General features: G+C 68.6%; 21 protein-coding genes and 1 riboswitch. Of the genes, 10 read left to right on the top strand and 11 right to left on the bottom strand.

The window, feature by feature from the left end:
• The first annotated feature begins 55 nt into the window (after nt 1–55).
• The gene (locus B1H55_RS03970) at nt 56–862 is read left to right on the top strand and encodes a hypothetical protein (RefSeq protein ID WP_231952652.1); all 807 of its coding nucleotides are present in this window, start codon (nt 56–58) and stop codon (nt 860–862) included.
• Between the two features lie 202 nt (nt 863–1,064).
• Entirely contained in the window at nt 1,065–2,336 is a 1,272-nt protein-coding gene (locus tag B1H55_RS03965) for an ATP-binding protein (RefSeq protein ID WP_073452485.1), read from the top strand.
• Nucleotides 2,337–2,370: 34 nt separating this feature from the next.
• On the opposite strand, the gene B1H55_RS03960 is transcribed toward B1H55_RS03965, so the two are convergent.
• The 3 genes from B1H55_RS03960 to uriH form a co-directional block, all read right to left on the bottom strand.
• Entirely contained in the window at nt 2,371–3,321 is a 951-nt protein-coding gene (locus tag B1H55_RS03960) for a nucleoside hydrolase (protein ID WP_073452487.1), read from the bottom strand.
• Between the two features lie 14 nt (nt 3,322–3,335).
• On the bottom strand, nt 3,336–4,718 hold the full coding sequence (locus B1H55_RS03955) for a NupC/NupG family nucleoside CNT transporter (RefSeq protein ID WP_077240842.1): 1,383 nt from the start codon (nt 4,716–4,718) through the stop codon (nt 3,336–3,338).
• Between the two features lie 64 nt (nt 4,719–4,782).
• A complete protein-coding gene (gene uriH, locus B1H55_RS03950; protein WP_073452490.1) occupies nt 4,783–5,727 on the bottom strand; it encodes a uridine-preferring nucleoside hydrolase UriH in 945 nt (314 codons plus the stop codon).
• Nucleotides 5,728–5,917: 190 nt separating this feature from the next.
• Between uriH and B1H55_RS03945 the strand changes: the two genes are divergently transcribed.
• The 4 genes from B1H55_RS03945 (at nt 5,918) to B1H55_RS03930 (ending at nt 9,622) form a co-directional block, all read left to right on the top strand.
• Nucleotides 5,918–6,829 (top strand): PfkB family carbohydrate kinase, encoded by a 912-nt coding sequence (locus B1H55_RS03945; RefSeq protein ID WP_073452492.1) that lies wholly within the window; start codon nt 5,918–5,920, stop codon nt 6,827–6,829.
• Nucleotides 6,830–7,069: 240 nt separating this feature from the next.
• On the top strand, nt 7,070–8,521 hold the full coding sequence (locus B1H55_RS03940) for an amidohydrolase (protein WP_080461589.1): 1,452 nt from the start codon (nt 7,070–7,072) through the stop codon (nt 8,519–8,521).
• 91 nt (nt 8,522–8,612) lie between these two features.
• Nucleotides 8,613–9,071 carry a MerR family transcriptional regulator gene (locus tag B1H55_RS03935; RefSeq protein WP_073452495.1) on the top strand — a complete coding sequence of 153 codons (459 nt, stop codon included), beginning with the start codon at nt 8,613–8,615 and terminating at the stop codon, nt 9,069–9,071.
• Nucleotides 9,068–9,622 carry a carboxymuconolactone decarboxylase family protein gene (locus B1H55_RS03930; protein ID WP_077240843.1) on the top strand — a complete coding sequence of 185 codons (555 nt, stop codon included), beginning with the start codon at nt 9,068–9,070 and terminating at the stop codon, nt 9,620–9,622. The genes B1H55_RS03935 and B1H55_RS03930 overlap by 4 nt, the downstream gene beginning before the upstream one ends.
• Nucleotides 9,623–9,867: 245 nt before the next feature.
• Here B1H55_RS03930 and B1H55_RS03925 read toward each other — a convergent pair whose 3' ends face one another.
• Nucleotides 9,868–11,607 carry a DUF885 domain-containing protein gene (locus B1H55_RS03925; protein ID WP_077240988.1) on the bottom strand — a complete coding sequence of 580 codons (1,740 nt, stop codon included), beginning with the start codon at nt 11,605–11,607 and terminating at the stop codon, nt 9,868–9,870.
• Nucleotides 11,608–11,644: 37 nt separating this feature from the next.
• Between B1H55_RS03925 and B1H55_RS03920 the strand changes: the two genes are divergently transcribed.
• Nucleotides 11,645–12,334 carry a low molecular weight protein-tyrosine-phosphatase gene (locus B1H55_RS03920; protein ID WP_073452501.1) on the top strand — a complete coding sequence of 230 codons (690 nt, stop codon included), beginning with the start codon at nt 11,645–11,647 and terminating at the stop codon, nt 12,332–12,334.
• 136 nt (nt 12,335–12,470) lie between these two features.
• On the opposite strand, the gene B1H55_RS03915 is transcribed toward B1H55_RS03920, so the two are convergent.
• The gene (locus B1H55_RS03915) at nt 12,471–13,484 is read right to left on the bottom strand and encodes an alpha/beta hydrolase (RefSeq protein ID WP_077240844.1); all 1,014 of its coding nucleotides are present in this window, start codon (nt 13,482–13,484) and stop codon (nt 12,471–12,473) included.
• 114 nt (nt 13,485–13,598) lie between these two features.
• A riboswitch (SAM riboswitch) is annotated at nt 13,599–13,689 on the top strand.
• Between the two features lie 4 nt (nt 13,690–13,693).
• On the opposite strand from B1H55_RS03915, the gene B1H55_RS03910 reads away from it, so the two are divergent.
• From B1H55_RS03910 to B1H55_RS03900, 3 genes are all read left to right on the top strand, one after another.
• Nucleotides 13,694–14,758, top strand: a complete 1,065-nt coding sequence (locus tag B1H55_RS03910) for a methionine ABC transporter ATP-binding protein (protein WP_077240845.1) — start codon at nt 13,694–13,696, stop codon at nt 14,756–14,758.
• A complete protein-coding gene (locus B1H55_RS03905; RefSeq protein ID WP_073452507.1) occupies nt 14,755–15,486 on the top strand; it encodes a methionine ABC transporter permease in 732 nt (243 codons plus the stop codon). Before B1H55_RS03910 ends, B1H55_RS03905 begins: the two co-directional genes overlap by 4 nt.
• A 100-nt stretch (nt 15,487–15,586) precedes the next feature.
• Nucleotides 15,587–16,447, top strand: a complete 861-nt coding sequence (locus B1H55_RS03900; protein WP_231952650.1) for a MetQ/NlpA family ABC transporter substrate-binding protein — start codon at nt 15,587–15,589, stop codon at nt 16,445–16,447.
• 13 nt (nt 16,448–16,460) lie between these two features.
• On the opposite strand, the gene B1H55_RS12480 is transcribed toward B1H55_RS03900, so the two are convergent.
• The 6 genes from B1H55_RS12480 to B1H55_RS03880 all read right to left on the bottom strand — a co-directional run bounded on the left by B1H55_RS12480 (nt 16,461) and on the right by B1H55_RS03880 (nt 21,662).
• Nucleotides 16,461–17,798, bottom strand: coding sequence for a hypothetical protein (locus tag B1H55_RS12480; protein WP_077240846.1), 1,338 nt, complete (start codon nt 17,796–17,798; stop codon nt 16,461–16,463).
• Nucleotides 17,799–17,876: 78 nt separating this feature from the next.
• A complete protein-coding gene (locus B1H55_RS03890) occupies nt 17,877–18,245 on the bottom strand; it encodes a hypothetical protein (protein WP_077240847.1) in 369 nt (122 codons plus the stop codon).
• A 140-nt stretch (nt 18,246–18,385) separates the two neighbouring features.
• Nucleotides 18,386–18,871 (bottom strand): hypothetical protein, encoded by a 486-nt coding sequence (locus B1H55_RS12185; RefSeq protein ID WP_143221405.1) that lies wholly within the window; start codon nt 18,869–18,871, stop codon nt 18,386–18,388.
• Between the two features lie 199 nt (nt 18,872–19,070).
• Nucleotides 19,071–19,271, bottom strand: a complete 201-nt coding sequence (locus B1H55_RS12180) for a hypothetical protein (protein ID WP_143221406.1) — start codon at nt 19,269–19,271, stop codon at nt 19,071–19,073.
• 119 nt (nt 19,272–19,390) lie between these two features.
• Nucleotides 19,391–21,244: a DUF6571 family protein gene (locus tag B1H55_RS12175; RefSeq protein WP_143221407.1), complete on the bottom strand. Its 1,854-nt coding sequence runs from the start codon at nt 21,242–21,244 to the stop codon at nt 19,391–19,393.
• A 34-nt stretch (nt 21,245–21,278) separates the two neighbouring features.
• Nucleotides 21,279–21,662 carry a hypothetical protein gene (locus B1H55_RS03880; protein ID WP_077240849.1) on the bottom strand — a complete coding sequence of 128 codons (384 nt, stop codon included), beginning with the start codon at nt 21,660–21,662 and terminating at the stop codon, nt 21,279–21,281.
• Nucleotides 21,663–21,918 lie beyond the last annotated feature (256 nt).

Raw genomic sequence — 21,918 nt, 5'->3', positions numbered from 1 at the left:
CTCGTCCGGGCTCCTTCCACCGGTTCGTGTCAGTGCTTCCCGCTACCCTGGCCACATGAGCGACTACCTCGCGGGCCCCAGCGGCGACGATCCCACCGGCGACCCCGCCCCGGTGCCGACGATCCCGCCGCTGCCGGCGCATGTGCGCTTCGGCATCCCCTTCAACGGGGTCGTCCCCCTGTGGTTCGACGGCGACCGGATCGCCTGGTACCGGCCCGCCGACGGCACCGATCTCGCCGACGTCCTGGGCCTGGGGCACGTGGAGACCGAGCCCGGGCCCTCCTCCGTGCCCGAGGGCTGGGCCGAGCGCGTCGAGTTCGGGACGCTGGAGGAGGGGGGCCTGCGCCTGCGCGCCGAGGGTCCCACCGGCCGCCGCGCCATCAACGACGCCGGTACGGGCGTCCTCGTCCCCCTCGGCGATCCGCTGAGCGTGCCCGAGGCCATGGGCGGCGGCCTCGACACCGCCTCCTTCGCCGTCCACATCGCCCGGCTCATGCTGAGGGCGGCTCGCGACGGCGCCATCCTCGTCTTCACCCTGCGCGCTCCACGCGATCCTGAGGCCCACCACATCCTCTCCGTGCCCTCCGAGGTGGACTCCCAGCGCGTCATGCGCTTCCACCTGGGGACGCTCATGGAGATGGAGGGCGGCGCCTGGGATAAGGCGGATCGCCGGGGCGGCATGTCCCTGCTCGACCTGTCCATCCCCTATGAGTCCCTCCTGGCCGGCGCCGGCCCCGAGGCCGAGCAGGGCCTGGACGCCGGCCTGCTCATCGAGCTCGCCGAGCCCGTCGTCGCCTGCCTGCTCAAGCCCGGCTTCCCCTTCGCCCTGGGCTGCTCATACGTGATGCCCGTCAAGGACTGAGCGTCGAGGGGCCGCAGCGGCGCGGGGCGTCATCCGGCTTCCGCGCCGTCCGCCGCACTGAAGGCGCGACGGCGCCGCGTGCCTGATCACCTCTGTGCCGGTGGGGCGGGCGATGACCCGCGGATCCTGTCAAATCTGCGATCCATCGCAGATTTTCCTGCGATGGATCGCAGATTTGACAGGGCGCGAGTATGATCGAGACATGGAATCGCTGCTCCCCAGGCATCTCGCGCCTCTCGGCCGGGACATGCTCGCCGCCTTTCCCTGCATCGTCGTCCAAGGGGCGAGGCAGGTCGGGAAGAGCACGATCTCCACAATGCTCGCCGATGACCGGGCCACCGTCCTCTCCCTGGATGACGACGACGCCCGCCACGCTCTCCAGGCCGACGCTCGCGCCTTCCTCGAAGGGCGCGAGGGCACGCTCATCCTCGACGAGGCGCAGCGGATGCCGGACATCCTCCTCGCCGTTAAGGCCAGCATCGACCGCGATCGCCGCCCCGGGCGCTTCATCCTCACCGGCTCGGCCGATCTCCTGCGGGTCAAAGGAGTCGGCGATTCGCTTGCGGGCCGCGCCGTCGACCTCCCACTGAGGCCCCTGAGCGAGGGGGAGAAGCGCGGGTTGCAGGACGACTTCGTCGGCGCCGTCGTCAGTGGGGGAATTGACGTCCGCGGCCTTCGCTCGCAGTGGGGCAGGGCCGACTACCTCGCTGCCCTTGAGACCGGGGGCTACCCCGAACTCCAGGAACTGCCCGACCGCATGAGGAGCCTGTGGGTCGAAGCCTATCTCAACCGCCTCCTGAGCCGGGACGCCGCCTCAGTCCCCGGCGGTTCGAATCCCGCGCGTCTTGGGACGCTGCTGCGCCTTCTGGCCGCCAATCAGTCGGGCGAGCTCGTCAAGGCCAGGCTCGCCCAGGCCGCCGGCCTCTCGGAGTCCATGGTCTCCAACTACTTGGACGCGCTCAGTTCGGTCTACCTCATCGACCGCCTGCCGCCCTGGACCTCCAGCCTCACACGGCGCGAGACCGGTCGGCACAAGGTCAGCATCATCGATAGCGCGCTCGCGATGCACCTGACGAGCCAGAGCGCCGCGAGCCTCCTGCCCCCGGAGAAGGACGCCATCGGGCCCCTCCTCGAGGGATTCGTCACGAGCCAACTGCTCGCGCAGCAGGGCTGGAGTGAGCAGCGCTTCCGGCTCCATCACTACCGGGACCGGGGCGGACGCGAGGTCGACGTCATCGTCGAGTTGCCGGATGGGCGCGTGATCGGCATTGAGGTGAAGGCCTCATCGAGTTATCGCGCCGAGCAGTTCCGCGGGCTGAGCTACCTCAAGGAGGTCCTGGGGGATCGTTTCATCGTCGGCATTGTCCTGGGGACCGCTCCCGAGGGCTACCAGTTCGCCGATCGGCTCTGGGGCATGCCGATCTCCACCCTCTGGTCCCACTGCTTGGGGAGCCGCGCGCACCAGAGGACCTGACGGGTGCCCGAGCCCTGCTCCCGGGCCGCGCCGCTCAATGGGCTCGCGCCAGGGCGGTGATGCGGGACATGAACTCGGCGAGGAACCGCTCGGCGTCGACGGCCACGGCCGCCCGGCTCGTCCTCGGGGCGCCGAGGCGCCCCACATCCCCGATGGTGCGCCCGCGCGTGGCCCCCTCCAGATCCACCTTGAGGTTGATCGGCAGCATCGTCACCAGGGACGGGTCCACGGCGACGCCGACCGCCAGCGGGTCGTGCAGGCCGCAGCCGCCGAGCCCGGGCGCCGTCGTCTCATAGGCCCGGATGTAGTAGTCCGTCATATCCGCCAGGAACGCGCCCGCGGCCGTCCCCAACTCGCGCCAGCGGCGCGTGTGCTCGTAGGTGAGCAGGGTCTGGAGGGTGACGTCGAGGCCGACCATCGTGGCGCTCACCCCCGAGCGCAGGACGGCGTCGGCCGCCTCCGGGTCCTGGCTGATATTCGCCTCCGACCACGGAGTCACGTTCCCGCTCACCGTGAGCGCCCCGCCCATGAGCACCACGGTCAGTCGCTCAGCCAGGCCGGGGTCCTTCCTCAGGGCGGCGGCCAGGTTGGTCAGCGGACCCGTGGGCACGTACACGAGGTCCTCCCCGTGGGCGCGGGAGGCCTCGATGATGAAGTCGACGGCGCTCGTCCCCTCCGCGGGGCGCGGCGAGGGGACGAGCGCCGCATCCCCCAGGCCATTGCGGCCGTGGATGAAGGCGGAGACCTCCAGAACCTCGAAGTCGTCGCGGGCCACGGCGTGGGGCAGGCCGGGGTAGACGGGCACATGCGGCGCTCCGAGCAGGTCGAGCACCGCCAGGGAATTGCGCGCCGAGTCCTCCACGAGGACATTGCCGTAGGTGGTGGTGATGCCGATGAGCTCGGCCTCCGGGCTGCCCAGGGCGTAGGCGATCGCCAGGGCGTCGTCGATGCCGGTGTCCAGGTCCAGAATGAGCTTGCGGGTCATGATTCGCTTCCTCCTCACCAGACGAACAGGCCGACCATCCCGGCCGACAGCAGCGAGACGAGGATCCCGGACAGGAGCATCCGGCCCACGTTCTTGGAGATGAGGTCGTTGCGCTCCTTGTCCACCAGGCCCTTGAAGCAGCCGATGATCATGCCCAGCGTCCCGAAGTTCGCGAAGGACGTCAGGAAGACTGTGAGCACCGCCTGGTAGTGGCGCGCGTAGCCGCTGATCTCGGCGCTCACCTGCCCCATGGCCACGAACTCGTTGGTGACCAGTTTGAGGCCCATGATCTGGGACATGTCCCAGGCGGTGGAGGTGTCCAGGCCCAGCAGGAGCGCGGGCGCGTACATGACGACGCCGAGCGCCGACTCCAGGGACAGCGGCTCCCAGATCGCCCCGAGGATCTTGTCGATGAGGGCCGCCAGGGCCACGAAGGTGATGACGTTGGCGGTGATGATGAGGATGAGCTTGCCCGCGCCCAGGATCGAGTCGCCCAGGAAGGAGAAGAACGGCTCCTTCGCGGGTCTGCTCGCCGCGCGTCCCGGATCGCGGCGCAGGACCTTGGTGGCCAGGGCGCCCAGGCCCCCGGGAGTGCTGCCGCTGCTCGGCGCCGCCCCGGCGGCCGCCGGTCCGCCGCCCGCTGCGGTGGGCGCGCCCGCGCCGTCCTGGGCGCCGTCGGCGTCCCCGGAGTCGCCGACCCCCTCGTAGGTGACGATGATGTCCTCCTCGGGCGGGACGTCGACGGGGTAGAGCATGGAGGTGACGATGAGCGCGTTGAGGCAGTTGATGGGCACCGCCGTCAGCACGAACTCTGCCGGAACGATCTGGATGTAGGCCGCCAGGATCGACGCCGTCACGCAGCTCATCGACATCATGGCGATGACGACGTTGCGCGCCGGGCTCATCCGCTGCACCTGCAGCTTGGAGACCGCCAGGGCCTCCGTGTTGCCCAGGAACATCATCTCGATGGAGTAGAAGGCCTCGAACTTGGGCTGACGGGTGACCGCGCTGAGCCCACGGCCGATCCACTTGATGAGCCAGGGCAGGAAGCCGATATAGGTGAGGATGTCGAAGACGGGCACCACCAGCAGGATCGGCAGCAGGGCGCTGACCACGAAGTTCACGGGCGCCGGGTCCACGCCCTCGGCCCCCACCCAGTTCGCCAGGGCGAAGTTGATGCCCTTCCAGGCCACGGAGACGAGCTCGTTGAAGCCCGCGGCCGCGCCCTTGACGGCCGCGCGCCCCCAGGTGAAGCTCGTGAGGACCCAGGCGATCACGAGGTTGAGGGCGGTCAGGATCGCCACGGACTGCCAGGGGATCCTCTTGCGGTCATGGGAGAGCAGCCAGCCCGCCGCCAGGAAGACGGCGAGGCCCAGGACGTTGATGGGCAAGTACATGGATCGGTTCCTTCGAGAGACGTGCGGGGGCGGGGAGGGGATGGGTCAGCTGAGGCGCGCGAGGTCAGCCCAGGCGCGCGAGCGCGTCGGCCACGAGCGCCCAGAAGCGCTCGACATCCAGGCCCACCCCCACCCGGGTGGTGCAGGTGGGGTCGGAGTCATCGACGAGCGCACGCATGTCGGCCACGGTCATCCCGTAGGTGAGCGCCCCGCGCAGCTCGATGTCGATCGGGCAGCGCCTGGTGGGCACGAGGCTCGGGGCGATGACGCGGGCGACGGCGCAGGGGTCGTGCGTGGGCGGGTCCGGGAAGGCCTCCTGGTCCTGGTAGGTGGAGCGGAAGAAGTCCATGAGCCCGCCCACGGCATCGGCCAGACGCGGGTTCGCCTCGCACAGGGCCGCCTGGACCTCTGGGGTGCACAGCGCCCGGTGGGTGACGTCCAGCCCGATCATCGTCACGGGCCAGGACTCGCTGAACACGATCCTGGCGGCCTCCGGGTCGCACAGGATGTTGAACTCGGCCACGGGCGTCGCGTTGCCGACCCCGTAGGCGCCGCCCATGAGGACGATCTCCTTGACCCGCTCGACGATGCGCGGCTCCAGGCGCGCGGCCATCGCGATATTCGTCAAGGGCCCCGTGGGGACGATCGTGACGGCGCCGGGCTCACGGCTCATGATCGTCTCGATGAGCCAGTCGACGGCGTGCCGGTCGGGCAGTGGCCGGGACGGCTCGGGCAGGTCGACGCCGTCGAGACCGGTCTCGCCGTGGATGTAGGCGGCGTCGATGGGCTCCCGGATGAGGGGGCGCCGGCAGCCGGCGTGAACGGGAACCTCGGGGCGGCCCGCGAGTTCGCAGACGGCGCGGGCGTTGTAGGTGACCTTGTCCAGGCCGTGGTTGCCGCCGATCGTGGTGATGCCGATCAGGTCGACCTCGGGGCTGCCCAGGGCGAGGAGGATCGCGATGGCGTCATCATGACCCGGGTCGCAGTCGAGGATCATCGGGGTGGCCACATTCGACTCCTTCGTCAGCGTGACTGCCAGGGGGAGCGCGCCGGTCGCGCGCCGGACCTGGGGCGAGTGGGCCTGCGCCCCTGATCAACAACTGACCATTCTAGGCCATCGATCATCGGAAAAGGCGGGGACGGCGGGGGAATGGGCGGTACCCTGATAGTCCGTCCCCCCAAGCGAAGGAGCTCATGCCATGGGGCGCGTCATCGTCGTCGGGTCGATCAACCAGGACATCACCGTCACCGTCGAGCGCTTCCCCGCGCCGGGCGAGACCCTGGCCGGGACGTCCACGAGCTACCGGCTCGGCGGCAAGGGCGCCAACCAGGCCGCGGCCGCCGCCCACGGGGGCGCTGAGGCGATGCTCGTCGGCCGCGTCGGCGGGGACGCCGCGGGCATCACCCTGCGCGAGGAGCTGCGCGGCCACGGGGTGGACGTGAGCGCGCTGCGCACGGATGAGGAGATCACCACCGGCATCGCGTTCATCACCGTCAGCGCCGCCGGGGAGAACACGATCATCCTCGACGCCGGCGCCAACGCCCGCGTCACCGGTGCGCAGGCCGCCGGGGCGATCGATTTGAGGGCCGACGACGTCGTCGTCCTCCAGGGGGAGATCCCGGCGGCGACCAATGACGAGATCATCGAATGGGCCCACCGGGCCGGGGCCCGCGTGGTCCTCAACCTCGCGCCCGTCTACCCGATCGCGCCGGACGTCCTGGCCGGCGTCGATGTGCTCGTGGTCAATGAGACCGAGTGCGGGCTCGTGCTGGGCTCGCCCGCGCCCGCCACTCCGGAGGAGGCGCTCGCGGCGGCGGCCGCCCTGCGCGAGCGGGGGATCGCGGGCGTGCTCGTCACGCTCGGCGCCGCCGGGGCGGTGTGGGCCTGCGCCGAGGGAAGCGGGCACATGCCGGCCATTGACCTGGGGCCCGTGGTGGACACGACGGGCGCCGGGGATGCGAGCGTCGGCGTGCTCGCGGCCGCGCTCGCCGCGGGGCACGGCTTCGCCTCGGCCGTGGCCGAGGGCATGCGCGCCGGCTCGACGGCGGTCCTCGCCGCCGGCGCAGCCGCCTCCTACGCGGCCATCACCCCCGCCTCCCCCGCCCCCTGAGCGAGACCGGTCGAAATCGCGATCGAAACCGGTCGCAGTCCTCAGGCGCCACTCCCGTACCAGCCCCGCGGGACTGGGCGCCGCCTCCCGACGCCGTCGTCCCTCACGCGACACAGGCGCTCCCTGCGCTCCATGAAGGGGGCGGCTCGGGCGACCGGTCGAGCAGGGCCGCGGCGGCCGGTGGGCGAGGTGGGCGCCCCGCCCCTTCAGAAGCAGCGGCGCGCGGCGCATGATGGGGTCATGAGCGCTGATCGAGGACCCACCGCCCGCACTGCCCGAGCCGACCGAACCGCCGGCACCGATCTGCCCGACCTCTCCCGGCCCACCCGGCCCTGCACCGCCATCCAGGACCTCATGGCCGCGGAGACCGAGGCGCGGCGCCTCGCGGCCGGCCCCGCCAAGGCCCTCCCGGACGGTGCAGGCGCTCCCGCCCGGCTGCGCGTCACCCTGGCCGGAATCGTCGAGCGCCTCGCCCCCGAGCTCCTCGCCCTGTCCCACGATCTGCACGCCCACCCCGAAGTCGGCTATGAGGAGCACCGCGCGATGGCCGCCGTCGCCGACCTCCTGCGCGCCCATGGAATCGCCCCCGAACTGGGGGTCTTCGGCATGGAGACCGCCTTGCGCGCGAGCATCGGGCCCGCCGCCACCGCGGGCGGCACCTCCGGCGGCAGTGCATCCTCCCACCCCGGTGCCATCGCGATCCTCGCCGAGTACGACGCCCTGCCGGGCATCGGCCACGCCTGCGGGCACAACGTCATGTGCGCCAACTCCGTGGGGGCCTTCCTCGCCCTGGCCGCCCTCGAGGCCGAGCGCCCCGGGAGCCTGCCGGGCACCGTCGTCCTGACCACCGCCCCCGCCGAGGAGTGCTCCACCGCCAAGGAGGCCCTCGCCCAGGCCGGCATGCTCGACGGCATTGACGCCGCCATCCAGACCCACTCCTACGCCGCCGACGTCACCCACCAGACCTGGCTCGGGCAGCGGCGCCTGCGCATCACCTACCGCGGCATCCCTGCGCACGCCTCCTCCCAGCCCTTCATGGGCCGCAACGCCCTCGACGCCGCGACCCTGGCGCTGACCGGCATCGGCCTGCTGCGCCAGCAGATCCTGCCGATGGACCGCATCCACGCCGTCGTCACCCATGGTGGCGACGCCGCCAACATCATCCCCGAGCGCACCGAGCTCAACGCCTTCATCCGGTCCAAGGACCTGACCACCCTGCGCGATCTCGTGGCCCGGGTGGAGGACGTCTTCCGCGGCGCCGCCCTCATGACCGGCACCGGCGTCGAGATCACCCCCGACCCCCACCCCAATGAGATGCCCGTGCGGGACAACGCCGCGCTCCTGGCCTCCTGGGTGCGCGCCCAGCGCGAGCGCGGCCGCGAGCCCCTGCCGGCGGGCGTTCTGCCCGAGACCATCGCCGCGGGCACGGACTTCGGCAACGTCTCGCAGCGCGTGCCCGGCATCCACCCGCTCATCAAGGTCACCACCGGCGGCGACGTCGCCCTCCACACCCCTGCGATGGCCGAGGCGGCCGGCTCGCCCACTGGGGACGCCGCCTGCCTCGACGGCGCTTACGGGCTCGCCGCCGTGGCCCTCGACTGGCTCCACGACGCCGGGGTGCGCGAGGCCGCCCGCGCGGACTTCGAGGCCACCGGCGGGGCCGTCGACGTCGCCTCCTTCTGGGACGAGTGAGGGGCGCGGCGGCGCGGGTCGCGTGCGGGCCCACCTGGCGGCGCGTCCGGGCCTTGCCCTCGAGCGCGCTCGAAGATCTACGGTCAACGCCATGAACGACCAGGTGCGGCCATCGGCCCTTCAGCGAGCCCTTGACGCCCCGGCGCCGCTGGGCGCGGAGGCGCTGGACGATCTGCTCGACGACTCGCCCCAGTCCTGGGGCGTGGCGGAGGCCGCCGGGCGACTGGGCATGAGCCCTCACACCCTGCGCTACTACGAGCGCATCGGGTTGATCGCCGTGCCGCGGGACGCGGCGGGGCGCCGCCGCTACGACGCGGTGGCCATGCGGCGCCTCGTCTTCCTGGCGCGCATGCGCGCCTCCGGCATGTCGATCGCCGACCTGGCGCGCTACACCAGTCTTCTCAGCGACGGGCCGGGCACCGCCCCCGAGCGCGCCGCCCTGCTGCGCGCCCACCGGGATGCCCTGCGCGGGCGGATCGAGGAGCTGCGCCTCGCCCTGGCCGTCACCGAGTACAAGATCGCCACTTACGACGAAGGGCCCCAACCATGACGCGCAACGAGACCACCAGTACCGCCAGGACCGCCACGATCTCCCCGGTCGGCGCCGGCCGAGCCGACGGCGCGGCCTCTGCCGCGCCAGCGGCTGCGGCGGCGGTCCCCCAGGACGACATCACCACTCCGGAGGCCCTCGCCCGCCGCGACCGCGGTCTGGAGGTCATGCGCATGATCGATGGCGAGCAGGGCCGAGCGGTCATCGAATCCCTGGCGGATATCAGTCCGGCGCTCGGGCACCACATCCTCGCCTATGGCTTCGGCGACGTCTACAGCCGTCCCGGTCTGGACGCCCGCAGCCGACAACTCGTCACCCTGGGGATGCTCGCCGCCCTGGGCGGCTGCGAGCCCCAGCTCAAAGTCCACATCGGTGCCGCACTCAACGTCGGCATCACCCGCGAGGAGATCGTTGAGGCCTTCCTTCACGCCTCGGGGTACTGCGGCTTCCCCCGCGCCCTCAATGCCACCTTCGTGGCGCGCGAGGTCTTCCGCGAGCGCGACGCGCAAGCGGGCGCTGCGCCTGAGGCGACTGGGACCACTGGCGCCTGATCCATCGCCCGGTTGGGCACATCCGTGCGCAGGCGGTGGGGCGTTCGGCGCGCTCGGGGAGGCTGCTTGGCAGATGAATCGTTGGAATGGCGCGGGTCGCGCTCTCATCGCCGAGCCTCGTATGTGCATTCGACTTCAGAATGCACATACGAGGTACTTCACGAGATTCAGGTCAACGTGATTCCAACGAAAAGCCCATGAACCAGGCCGTCTGAGCGTGCCGATCCCCGGACTCCCGGTCGGCCTCAGGCGGCCAGTGCCTCGCGCATGACGTCCAGGCCCACGCTGCCCAGGCGCAGCGCCCGGGCGTGGAAGGCTTTGAGGGAGTCATCCACCCCCGCTGCGCGTGCCGCCGCCAGCGAGGCGTCCCGCGCCTCCTCCCACAGGCGCTGCCCAACGGCGTACGACGGCGCCTGCCCCGGCCAGCCCAGGTAGCGGTCCAGTTCGAAGCGCAGGAAGGACTCTCCCATCGCGGCATTGGCCCGCAGGAATTCCCAGGCCGATCCCGCGTCCCAGCGGCCCTCGCCCACACCCGGCAGGGCGGTGAGCTCGGAGGGTCGGTCCTTGCGCAGATGAACACCGATGTCCAGTACGACGCGAGCCGCCCGCAGCCGCTGGGAGTCCAGCATCCCCATGCGGTCGGCCGGGTCCTCCTGGAAACCGAGGTCCGCCATGAGCCGCTCGGCGTACAGGGCCCAGCCCTCGCCATGCCCGCTGACCCAGCAGCCGTGGCGGCGCCAGGAGTTGAGCTCGCCGCGCAGGAGCGTCTGCATGCCGATCTGAAGATGATGCCCGGGAACGCCCTCGTGGAACACCGTGGTGCGCTCCTGCCAGGTCGCGAAGTCCTCCGTCCCGGCCGGAACGGACCACCACATGCGCCCCGGGCGGGAGAAGTCGTCGCTCGGCGCCGTGTAGTAGATGCCGCCGGTGGACGACGGCGCAATCCGGCACTCCAGGGCGCGCAGAGGAGCGGGGATGTCGAACTGGGCGCCGTCGAGGGCCGAGATCGCCGCATCCGAGGTCTCCTGCATCCAGTCCCGCAGCGCCGCCGTGCCGTGCACCTGCCGCGAGGCATCGGCGCCCAGCCGCTCCAGGGCCTCGGCCATGGTGGTGCCCGGCCCGTAGAGCGAGGCGGCGATGGCCCGCTGCTCGGCATCGATGGCCGCCAGGCGCTCCCGGCCCCACTCGTAGGTCTCGTCCAGGTCGATGCGCGCGCCCAGGAACTCCCGGCTGAAGCGCTCGTAACGCTCACGGCCCACGGCGTCGTCGTCGTCGGCGAGCGGGGCGACATCGGCGGCCAGCCAGCGGGCCGCCTCGGCGTAGGCGTCGCGGGCCTGGCCCGCGGCCGCCCGCAGCTCCGCGGTGAGGGCGGCGGACAGGGCGCCGCCGTCGGCGAGGCGTGCTCCCTCGATCAGCGCCGCGAAGGATGATGACGCCCCCGACTGGTCCTGGGCCTGCTTGATGCAGGCGCGCACCTGCCGGGCGGCGGGGGTGAGCCCGCGTGCGGCCGCCACCCGCAGGGACTCGCGGTGCCCTGCGATCGCCCCGGGCACCGCTCGCAGGGCGGATGCGAAGTTCTCCCAATCGCCCGTGGTGGCCATGGGGTGGTTGTCGAAGGTGTCGCGGATCGTTTGAATCGGGGAGGCGATGTTGTTCAGCGCCCGCAGGTCCTCGCCGGCCTCATGCAACTCGTCCTCGACGCCGAAGCGCTCGCGCATGGCTGCGATCGTCACACGGTCGACGTCGTCGGCGGGGGCGGCGGCATCGAGCGCGGCCAGGGTCTGGGCGCGCAGATCGGCCAGGGCCGAGAAGCCGGCGGGGGAGTAGTCGTCCAGGGCGCCGACCCGGCCGGGCAGGCCGGAGTAGAGGGCGAACTCGGGTGACAGCGCGGCGAGGCGCTCCACATGGCGCTCGGCGACGGCGTCGACCTCGGTGGGAGTGCGAGGGGAGGCGCTGCGCGCGTGAGGCGCGCGGGGATCGGTCATGAGGGTGAGCCTAGGGCGGGCCTGGCACGATCGGATCATGATCTCGAATCCCATCGGCTCCGTCCCCGCCGAGCCCCGCGTCCTGCCCGACCCGCGCGACCCCGATGGCCCCTACCGGGTCATGATGGTGTGCACGGGGAACATCTGCCGCTCCGCGATGGCGGAGATGGTCCTGCTCGATCGGCTCGGCGCGGCGGGCCTGGCCGGGCATGTGGAGGTGGCCTCGTCCGGGGTCTCCAGCGAGGAGCGCGGCAACCCGATGGACCCGCGGGCCAGGCGGCTCCTGCTCAGCAGCGGCTACGGCGAAAGCAGCGACGGCGAAGGCGACTGTGATGGCGGGGGAGCGGTGGCGGCCCGGATCGCCACGCACCGGGCCCACCGCATCACGGACGCCGAGCTGGTCGGCTCTGATCTCATCCTGGCGATGACGGCCTCGCATGAGCGTGAGCTGATGCGCCGCGCGCAGCGGGCGGGAGCCGTCGTCGACGAGCTGGGAGGGAACCAGGGGGCGGGGCGGCGCATCCGCATGTTCCGCGAGCTCGACCCGGATCGCGCGGGGGATCTGGCGGCGATCGCGGCAGGGCAGGCCTCCCGGTCGCGGCTCGATGCGCCCGACCCCTGGTACGGCGGCATGGAGGACTTCGAGGAGACTCTTGCGACGATCGAGCGCGTCGCCGACGAGCTCGTTCCCGCCCTGTCGGCCCTCACCCGAGACCGGTCGATATAGTCATCGAAACCGGTCGGTTCTCCACAGGCTCTCCCCGCCCCGCGAGAGAGGAGCAGGGCCTGTGGACGGCGAACCGGTCTCGATCACCACTTCGACCGGCCTCGGCGCCCATATCGACCGGTCTCGCGCCGATTGATCAGTGAGAGGGGCAGGGGAGGCGGGCGCTCAGCCAGCCGGTGAGTGTCGCCAGGTACTCGCCGCGGGCGGGCTCGGGGGAGAGCGCCAGGTCATGCACCCCGCCGGGGATCTGCCGCACGGTGACGTCCTCGCCGAGGAACGGCGCACGCTCCACCATTTGCGTCACATCGAGCACCGCGTCCGCCTGCAGCACCGCCTCGCGCCCCGCGTCGGGGGGCGCCGACGCGGTCGAGCAGCACAGGAGCACCGGCGCCTCGATCCCCAGGCCATGGCGGACCCGCCGCTGCAGGCGGCGCACGCTCGTGAGGAAGCCCGCCCGCGCCGGCCAGCCGGGCGAGGGCTTGAGCGACAGGTCCCAGTCCCATTCCCCGCCCCATTTGGCGTGCAGGGAGCGGGCGTAGGGGTCGGCCTCGAAGGCCTCCTCGTCATCCGCCTCCGGCGCCGCCGGGTTGACGATGACCCGCCCCGGCATCCACCGCGACATGAGGTCCACCGCCGCAGTGCCGTAGGAGCGCATGAAGCCCGAGGCGTTGAGGTCCAACCACGGCGAGTTGAGCGTGACGGCCGCGACCCGCCCCGGATGATCCGCCGCCCACAGCGCCGCGGACAGTCCGCCGGTGGAGTGCGCGTTGAGGACGACGGCGTCATGCCCCTTCTCCTCGCGCAGGATCCGCACCGCCTCGGTGATCTCCTCGTCGTAGACGAGCAGGTCCGTGGTGTCGTGCGGGAAGGATCCCTCGGGCAGGTCGGTGCCCGCGCGCCCGCAGCCGCGCATCTCCAGGGCGTAGAACTCGTAGTCGGCCTCCTCGAGCGCGGCCGACAGGTGCGTCTGGAAGAAGTAGTCGGTCCGGCCGTGGATGTACAGCACCGCCCGTGCGTGCCGGGCGGCGCCGGCGTTGCGCTGGTGGACGAGGATCGCATGATCCGCCCCGGGCGCGGCTTCGGAAGGGGTGACGGGGATACGGCGCGCGACCCAGGGCTCGCCCAGGAGGTCCGGGATGATCGTGGTCATGCAGGCATCGTAGATCCGGGCGGCCCTTCCCGTGCCGTGTCGCCATTTCGTGACCTTGGTCCCGGAATCGGTGTTCGGCTTGCGCGCCCGCGACTCGGCTTTATACCGTTCTCCCGACCATCCAGAGCAGTTGAGAGACCTGGCTCGACGACGCTGCAGCAACCCCCTGAGAGGGTGAGGGTGCTTCCGCCAGGACCGATGGAGGACTCATGAGCGATCCGAACCCAGGTGCCGAGCCGATCGAGGCCGCCCCGGCTGATGCCGTCGGCGCGGCGGACGACTCGATGATCTCCCTGCGCGACGTCGTCAAGATCTACACCCTGCGCGACGGCACCGAGGTGCGGGCCCTGGACGGTCTCACCCTCAACGTGCCCGCGGGCTCGATCCACGGGATCGTGGGAACCTCCGGCGCCGGCAAGTCAACGCTCATCCGCTGCCTGACCGCGCTCGAGCCGGTGACCGACGGCGAGGTGCGCGTCGCAGGCCAGGACATGACCGCCCTGCGGCCCCGCGAGCTGCGCGAGGCCCGCCGCAGGATCGGCATGGTCTTCCAGCACGCCAACCTGCTCGACTCGCGCACGACGGCGCAGAACATCGCCTACCCGCTCGCCCTGGCCGGCGTCGCCAAGGGGGAGCGCCACGAGACGGTCGCCCAGATGCTCGACCTCGTGGGCCTCGCCGACCGCGGCGGCTCCTACCCCGGTCAGCTCTCCGGCGGGCAGAAGCAGCGCGTCGGCATCGCCCGGGCGCTCGCCGATCAGCCCGCCGTGCTCCTGTGCGACGAGCCCACCAGCGCCCTCGACCCCGAGACCACCCGCTCGATCCTCGACCTCATCAAGGATGTGCGCGACCGCCTCGGCGTCACCGTCGTCATCATCACCCACGAGATGAGCGTCGTCCGCCAGGTCTGCGACTCCGTGAGCCTCCTGGAGGCGGGTCGGATCGTGGAGTCCGGGCCGATCGAGGAGGTCGCCTCCGACGTCGACTCGCGCCTGTCCCACGAGCTCGTGCCCGTCCCGGCGATCCCCGAGGGCTCGCTGGCCGAGGGCGACGCCGTCATCGACGTCGCATTCACCGCCCACCCGGGCCAGCCCGCCGCCGCGCACCTGCTCGCTATCGTCTCCGAGCACGGGGCGGATGTGGCCGGGGGCGTCTTCGAGACCCTGGGGCAGGCGCAGGTCGGCCGCCTCGCCCTGACCGTACCCGCCGAGAGGGCACCCGGCGTCGTCGACGCCCTGGCCGCCGCCGGCGCCACCGCGGAGGTGCGCTCATGATCCCCCTGAATGCCGCTGCCCACCTGGACTCCCTCGCCGTCCTGCCCGCGGGTGCCAGGGACAAGAGGTGGCTGGACAACCCCGCCATCACGGACAAGCTCTGGCCCGCCACCATGGAGACCTTCGAGATGACGCTCATCTCCGGGGCGCTCGCGGTGATGCTCGGTCTCCTGCTGGGCCTGGCCCTGGTGACCACGGGCAAGCGCGGCCAGCACGCCAACCGCTTCGTCTACGAGATCCTCTCCCAGGTCGTCAACATCGGCCGCTCACTGCCCTTCATCATCCTCATGGTGGCGATCCTGCCGCTGACCCGCATCATCGCCGGTTCCTCGCTCGGCTGGCAGGCGGCCTGCGTCCCCCTGACCGTGGGGGCGATCCCCTTCTACGCGCGCCTGGTGGAGACCGCCGTCAACAACGTGGAGGCGGGCAAGGTCGAGGCCGCCCTCATGATGGGCGCCTCCGGCAATCAGATCACCTGGGGCGTGCTCGTGCGCGAGGCCCTGCCCACCCTCATCCAGTCGGCCACGGTCACGCTCATCACGCTGCTGGGCTACTCGGCGATGGCCGGCGCCGTCGGTGGCGGCGGGTTGGGCGACCTGGCCGTCCAGTACGGGTTCCAGCGCAACCAGACCGACGTCATGATCGTCACCGTCGTCCTCATCGTCCTCATCGTCGGCATCATCCAGCTCGCGGGCGACATGCTCAGCCGACTGGTGGACCACCGCTGAGGCCCCGCCAGTCGGCACCGAGCCCATTGACGACGGCGCACCGCCGGAACACGATCGAACCCGCCCCAGCATCACAGCCCCGCCACCGAAAGGAAACTCCATGACCGCGCTCCTGCCCTCCCCGATCTCCCGACGCGCCTTCGCCACCGGCGCCCTGGCCGCCGCCGTCGCCGCCACCCTGGCCGCCTGCGGCTCCGACTCCGACGGCCAGCCCAAGGGCGTGAAGAAGGACGGCGACACCGTCGTCATCTCCATCGGGGCCACCCCCCAGCCCCACGTCACGATGCTCACCCACATCAAGGACAACCTCCTGTCCGGCACCGGCATCGACCTGGACATCAAGGAGATCAACGACTACACGACGCCGAACATCAGCCTCAGCGACGGCTCCATCGCCGCCAACTTCTTCCAGACGCCCAACTACCTCAAGCAGCAGATCCAGGAGCACGGCTACGACTTCGTGTCCATCGCGGACGTCCACGTGGAGCCCATGGGCATCTACTCCAAGAAGGCCACCACGCTCACCGAGATCCCAGAGGGCGGCCAGATCGTCCTCAACAACGACCCGGCCAACACCGCCCGCGGTTTCAAGCTGCTCGAGGCCGCAGGCCTCCTCACCCTCGACCCCGCCGCCGAGCTGCCCACCGACTCCGACGTGACCGACAACCCGCACAACTTCACCTTCACGACGGTCGACGGCGCCCAGGTCGCCAACACGATGCAGGACGCGGCCGCCGTGGTCCTCAACGGGAACTACGCCCTCGACGCCGGGCTCACGCCCGTCGTCGACGCCTTGAAGCTCGAGGCCGTCGACGCCGCCCCGGCGAACCAGCTCGTGGTGCGCGCGGAGGACAAGGACAATGAGTCCCTCAAGAAGCTCGCCGAGATCATGAACTCTGCGGACTTCAAGTCCTACATCGAGACCACCTGGGCCGACGGATCCGTTCTCCCGGCCTTCTGATCCCCGGGCTCGCTCAGCGCCCGGCGCGGTAGCCGATGAGAGCGCCGGTGGAGGAGTCCCAGCTCACGAGTGTCGTCGCGGAGGTGAGGGTGAGCGCAGCGGTGTCGGCGGAGCCCTCCAGGGCGATGCGCTCACCGGTGTCGGCGTCGACCATGGTGCGGAAGGCGTCGGCTCCCGCATTCGCCACGTCGGCATCGGCCAGCAGGACGATGGCGCCGGAGGCCGAGGAGTGCGCGTCGCTCAGGCACGAGGTCACCGAGTTCGTCGCGCCGTCGATCGCGGGCGGGGCGAAGGCGGGGCGGCCGGTCATGGCGACCTCGCTGAGGCAGTGATTCGCGGCCGTCGCCCGGCCCAGGGCGGCCGGGTCGGCGGGGTCGGTCATCTCCTGCTTGGCCTGGGCGAGAGTGGGCAGGCGGCGGGGCGGGTAGATGCTGAAGGAGGGGTCCGAGGGGCGCGTGCCCCGCTCGTAGGACTCCAGGTAGGCGCCGGACAGGTCGAAGCTCGCGTAGCGCTCGCCACCGGCGCCCGGTGTCGAGTACGCGATGACCCAGCCGTCCACGGCGGGCCTGGTGTAGCCGGAGGCGGTGCCCCCGTCCGGGAGGGCGAGGCGCGTGAGCGCGCCGGAGTCGATGTCCACGACTCCAGTGCCGAGGGAGATGTAGCGGTGCTCCTCGTGGATGACGACGCTGCGCGGCTCCCTGGTGGCGGAGTAGCCGCGCGAATCGGTGCCGGCGCCCGGCACGGTCGTGGACCAGAGCTCTTCCAGGTCAGTGGACCAGGCGCTGCACTGGCCGGAGGCATCGCAGGACAGGGCGACGTCGTCGGCGACGGAGGCGCTCCGGCCACTGCCCCAGGGGGCGGGGGTGGCGGCGCCGGTGGCGAGGTCGTAGAGGGTGGCGCCATGGATGAGCCAGCGGTCTCCCCACTGCTGGACGGTCGGGGTGCTGTTGGGCGCGGGAGTCTGGTCGTTCCAGTTGAGGGTGGAGGCCCATGCCTGGGTGGGGGTGTTGTTGTTCTCGCTGATCTTGTAGGCGGTCAGGTTGACACGGCCGTCGATGGTGTAGACGTGGTCGGCGGAGGCGACGACCTCGGCGTCGGGGCCGACGGTGGTCGACCAGGCCTTCACTGCGCCCGCCTGCCATTGGTCGGAGGGGTTGGGGACGATGGGACGGTACTGGTGCTCGCCGTCGCCCAGCGCTGAAACGGTGGGGGCGGAGGCGTCGGCCTGGGAAGCGCCCGGCGTGGAGGCGAGGTACCAGCCGGTGCCGGTTCCGGTGGCGGCCAGGAGGAGGGCGGCGAGCACGCTCACGGTGCTCCTGCGCCGGTTCCGGTCCTGGCCATCGATGCCCATGGCCTGAGCATACTGAGGGGCTCGGCGGGAGCGACAGGCTGGCGGTGGAACGTTCGGCGCGCGCCATCGTTCCTGGAACTATGTGGGGCTCGCTGTGGGGCGTGCGACCAGGTCCCGAACTTGGGGGGCGACAATCTTGCCGACCTCGAGGGCCGGGCCGGTCAGGTCGAGGGCGTTGGCGGCCCCTCCTGAGTCCTTGGTGAAGAACTTGATGACCAGCAGGGCGCCGTCGGGGTAGCGCCACACGAGGAAGGACCATCCGTGGCGGGCGGAGAAGGATGTGAGGCCCTCACCGGGCGCCCCGTCGATCGATGCCGGCGTCGTGGGCACGCTGGCCTTGATCTGCTCGAAGGTCCTCACCCCCTTGGTCCGGAACTCGCCCGTGAAATCAGACGGCTCATAGGAGACCAAGAGCTCGGACGGGTCGGACTCGCGATCAAAATTCACGTCACTTCATAGGACGGAAACTCTTAAATTTCATTCCAGACTAGGAAACATCGATCACTCCACCGCCCCGCCCCTACAACTTCGCCCACCAGCACTAGAACGCACGCCCTGCTTTGCTGATTGTTCCGGCCATCAGCTTATCATCCAGCATTCGGAGTGGCAGTTGCAGCAGTATCACCCGTCAGGTATCCCCTCGCTTCCAGGAGCTCCGGGCCTCTGACAATAAGAAGATCCATCAGCTTCCTCATGGCCTCCGGGCTACCGAAATCACCTTCGTAGCGAATAGTTGTAACACTAATGACCGCATTACGGTCTTCATCGATCCACGCCGCCTTCACCGCCCCATCTTCATATATGCCGATGATTTTGGCGTTCACCCCCGCAACATCTTCTACTAGTGCATCCGACCGCTCATCTGGATCCTTGAGAAGCGAGTGGAATTCAAGCCCATAGCCCGCCGGCTGGTCGGCCCGCGCCATATCGACATACATATGGTTACCCGACTTTGCATACAATTGACAATGATAAGAACCCGGCATCGCGAATGATATAACCGGATCCACTGAATCTACGGTCTCATTCCGCACGTGCTCGATGAAGTATGGAATAATATCGTCTTTCGTCAAACCGGAGCAGTAAGGTCCCTGCAGCCCTTGACTCGCCTTCCAGTGCCGCCAAGCCGCATATCCACCGACACTGGCCACAAGCACAACGGAGCAGACCAGAACAATGCACCACTTCTTCGACCTCAAACTTAAACAACGCACAACAACACGATCCTTTCGAGGCATATCAAACTAATTGCGAATCCTAGTCCACCGACCATCAATGCACTTTACCGCCAGCGTTGGCAGCTCCATCGTCTGCGGCCTGCCCAACAACCGGATCAATGAGATTATTCGGAATCGATCCACTACCGAGCCAATTCTCGAACTCCGCTTTGTACTGCTCATTCGACTCGATCATTTCGAGATCGATCTGCGGATACCCGTCTTCACCAGTAGCCGTGGAGGCGCCCCAGTCCATCCATGCATAGTCATCTCGGGCCGACCCTCCCGCTTCGTTGTACGCGGAGGCAGACAGTCTCCCGGAATTAGACAATTGAGTATATCGTGAGCGAGCCATCGCATGCTGAGTCTGCTTCTTCAGTCTTCGACACTCTGAACTGCGTCGATCTGCTGCTGGCTGGCTTCAGCTTCGTCATTGAAGTACTCGGTCCCGGCCGGTGTCGCAAGTTTGACGGCCAGGCCAGCGGTCTGAGTGTAAGGATTGGGAATCATCGACATCCCCTCGCCCAACCCTGTGAGCATTGTCCCGGCAAGAGTTTCGCTGGCTGAACCGTCCTTACCTCGACGCTGAGATTCGGCCTGATCCGCAATGTAGCCGATGATCTGACCATCTTGAAAGCCACCCGTGGAAAGCTCATTCGTGAACCTGCCCTCCTGGGTGTCCGTGCTCGTGGTGCCATTGAATGCAACATCCGGATAATTATCGATTGTCACCTTCGTTCGCCAAGCAGAATGTCTCCCCACTCCACGCGCTAAACGCTGAAGCGATTGATCATCTGAAGCCGCGACACTGATCAATTTCTTAATATCACCATCGCTCACGCCGTGGATACGAGCCGGTCCACTACGAGCGTCAAATGTCCTGGGATGCTCAGCGTCAGAGCGGTGAGTAATCTTATTATCCACCTCGTACATGGAGTTCTCCAAAATGCACGCAGTGTTGTTCTTGGCGGCCGTTGTGAACTTGGGGAGGTCATACCCTGAGATGATGTCGATACCCTCGCCGGTGGCCCACGCGGCGCGCTCATCGACGTCATCCGTATTGTCAGGATCATCAACACGCTTCGCGGACGCGCCCGCGAACAGCGCCGTCAGGGCCTCCATGCTCTTGGGCGTCGTCCAGTCATGCCCCCTAATTTTCTGCATACGCTCGCGACTCTCCTGGTTGGGATCCCAATAGTCATTGACCGGATGAGCCTCATCATGAATCACGCCACCACCCGAATCCGGGCAGGTCAGATACTTCACCGCCGCGTCGGGATTGTTCCCCATCGCCGTGAACACCCCTGCCAAAGGATCGGGTGAGCCGCCGTGATACACAGGAACCTTGTACGCCGCGGTCGAGGGATCGCTCGGATCATAAGGAACATCCTCGAGGTCATCCGCAAGTTCTACAAGGAAGTCCGGGTCATACTCACTGGTCGTAGCGGTTAGCAAGCCGTTCAATCCTGTGATCCGCCCATAATGAGCCTTGTCAGTAACCGACCTGTAAATATGCTCCTCGAGGTCGGCCTCGGCACCACGACTGTTCTTATAGGTTCCGCCCACACGAGATCCAGCGGCGAGCATATTCCCCAGGATCACCATATCGGCCTCGACAGAACTGCTAGGCGTCTGCACATGGGCACTATACTGGTCCGCACTCGGTCGAGAATGATCACCGCGCGCCGCCTCGATCCTCGCAGGAATCTCGAGATAGCGATCCACTCCGACGCCATTGATGAAGGCTTTGGAGTAAAGCGGATTGTCCTGCATATCGGCAGCGCCCTCCACTGTCGCCGCAATAGTTTCACTATCCCCCTCAGAACTTCCTCCCATGGCATCTTTGACTACGGCGGCATCGCTTTTAGCCTTGGTCAAGGCATCCGCATTGTGCTTCTTCACATTCTCCGGATTATCCGAAGCACCATCGGGAAGATAGTATCCCTCCACTTTCTCACCGGATGCGTTATACAGCGGCACGCCTGAATCGTTCACTGCCTTCACGCTGTCCCGGCGCGTCCTCAATTCATCGGCGATGCTTTTCATCTTCCAGATCTGATTCGCGAGACTGCCACCTATGGCCAGATCATCGCTAATGCCGCAGGGATCCCATGCCAGATCATTGGCGCCCAGAAGCTCGCCTCGACCGTCCCAGGCATGATCGAACCATTTCTGAAGGGATTTGATATACGAATTCAGTTTGCTGTAACTGCAATAGACCACCGTCATCTCAAGACTCCTTTCCTGTGGCGGTGCGCCGCAATCAGTGAACTGTGATCCATGTCGCCTCAGCGCTATCGTCGTCATCGACGCATTCACTTGGATCAGCACCGATCGCGGACGAGATGTAACCGGAGATCGTCGCCATCTCATTCTGCACCGCTGAGAACACCATATCAATACTGGCCGCCATCTCATCCGCGGCAGCGCACGTCCAGGCGTCCGTCAGACCATTCGACATCGTCCCACCGGCCGTCTCGGAGGCTTGTGGGTCCGTCCTCCAGATCTCATCAGCATATTCGGATGCCCAAGTCTGCACCTTCCGCTGCGCGGCCAACTTCTTATTCACCACCTGAGGTTTACCGTTATCTCCGGTATTGAGCGAGCAATTCACGCAGGTCATCCCCGAATCGGCCGCATCGGTCACGACAGCCCCTCCTTCTTAAGAACAATCGATCAAGCAGTTGCATACCCGTAAATCAACTATAACGGCGTTGGACCGCGCAGTCAACGGGTGCGACGGCAATGAGTAGGCTCCCTTTGGCCTTTCACGCTCAGGGTATTTCATTGAGATTATCCGAAGTCTTGTCGAGCTCTGAATCAACGGCAAGCCCTACCACAGACCTCGCCGTCGCCCGCTCATCAGCGTCACGAAAAGATCGCACCCATCATGCTATCGAGTC

The organism is Actinomyces denticolens (assembly GCF_002072185.1).
GTDB classification, from domain to species: Bacteria; Actinomycetota; Actinomycetes; order Actinomycetales; family Actinomycetaceae; genus Actinomyces; species Actinomyces denticolens.
Note: the sequence above shows the minus strand (reverse complement) of the source record. Positions and strands in the feature narration are given on the sequence as shown.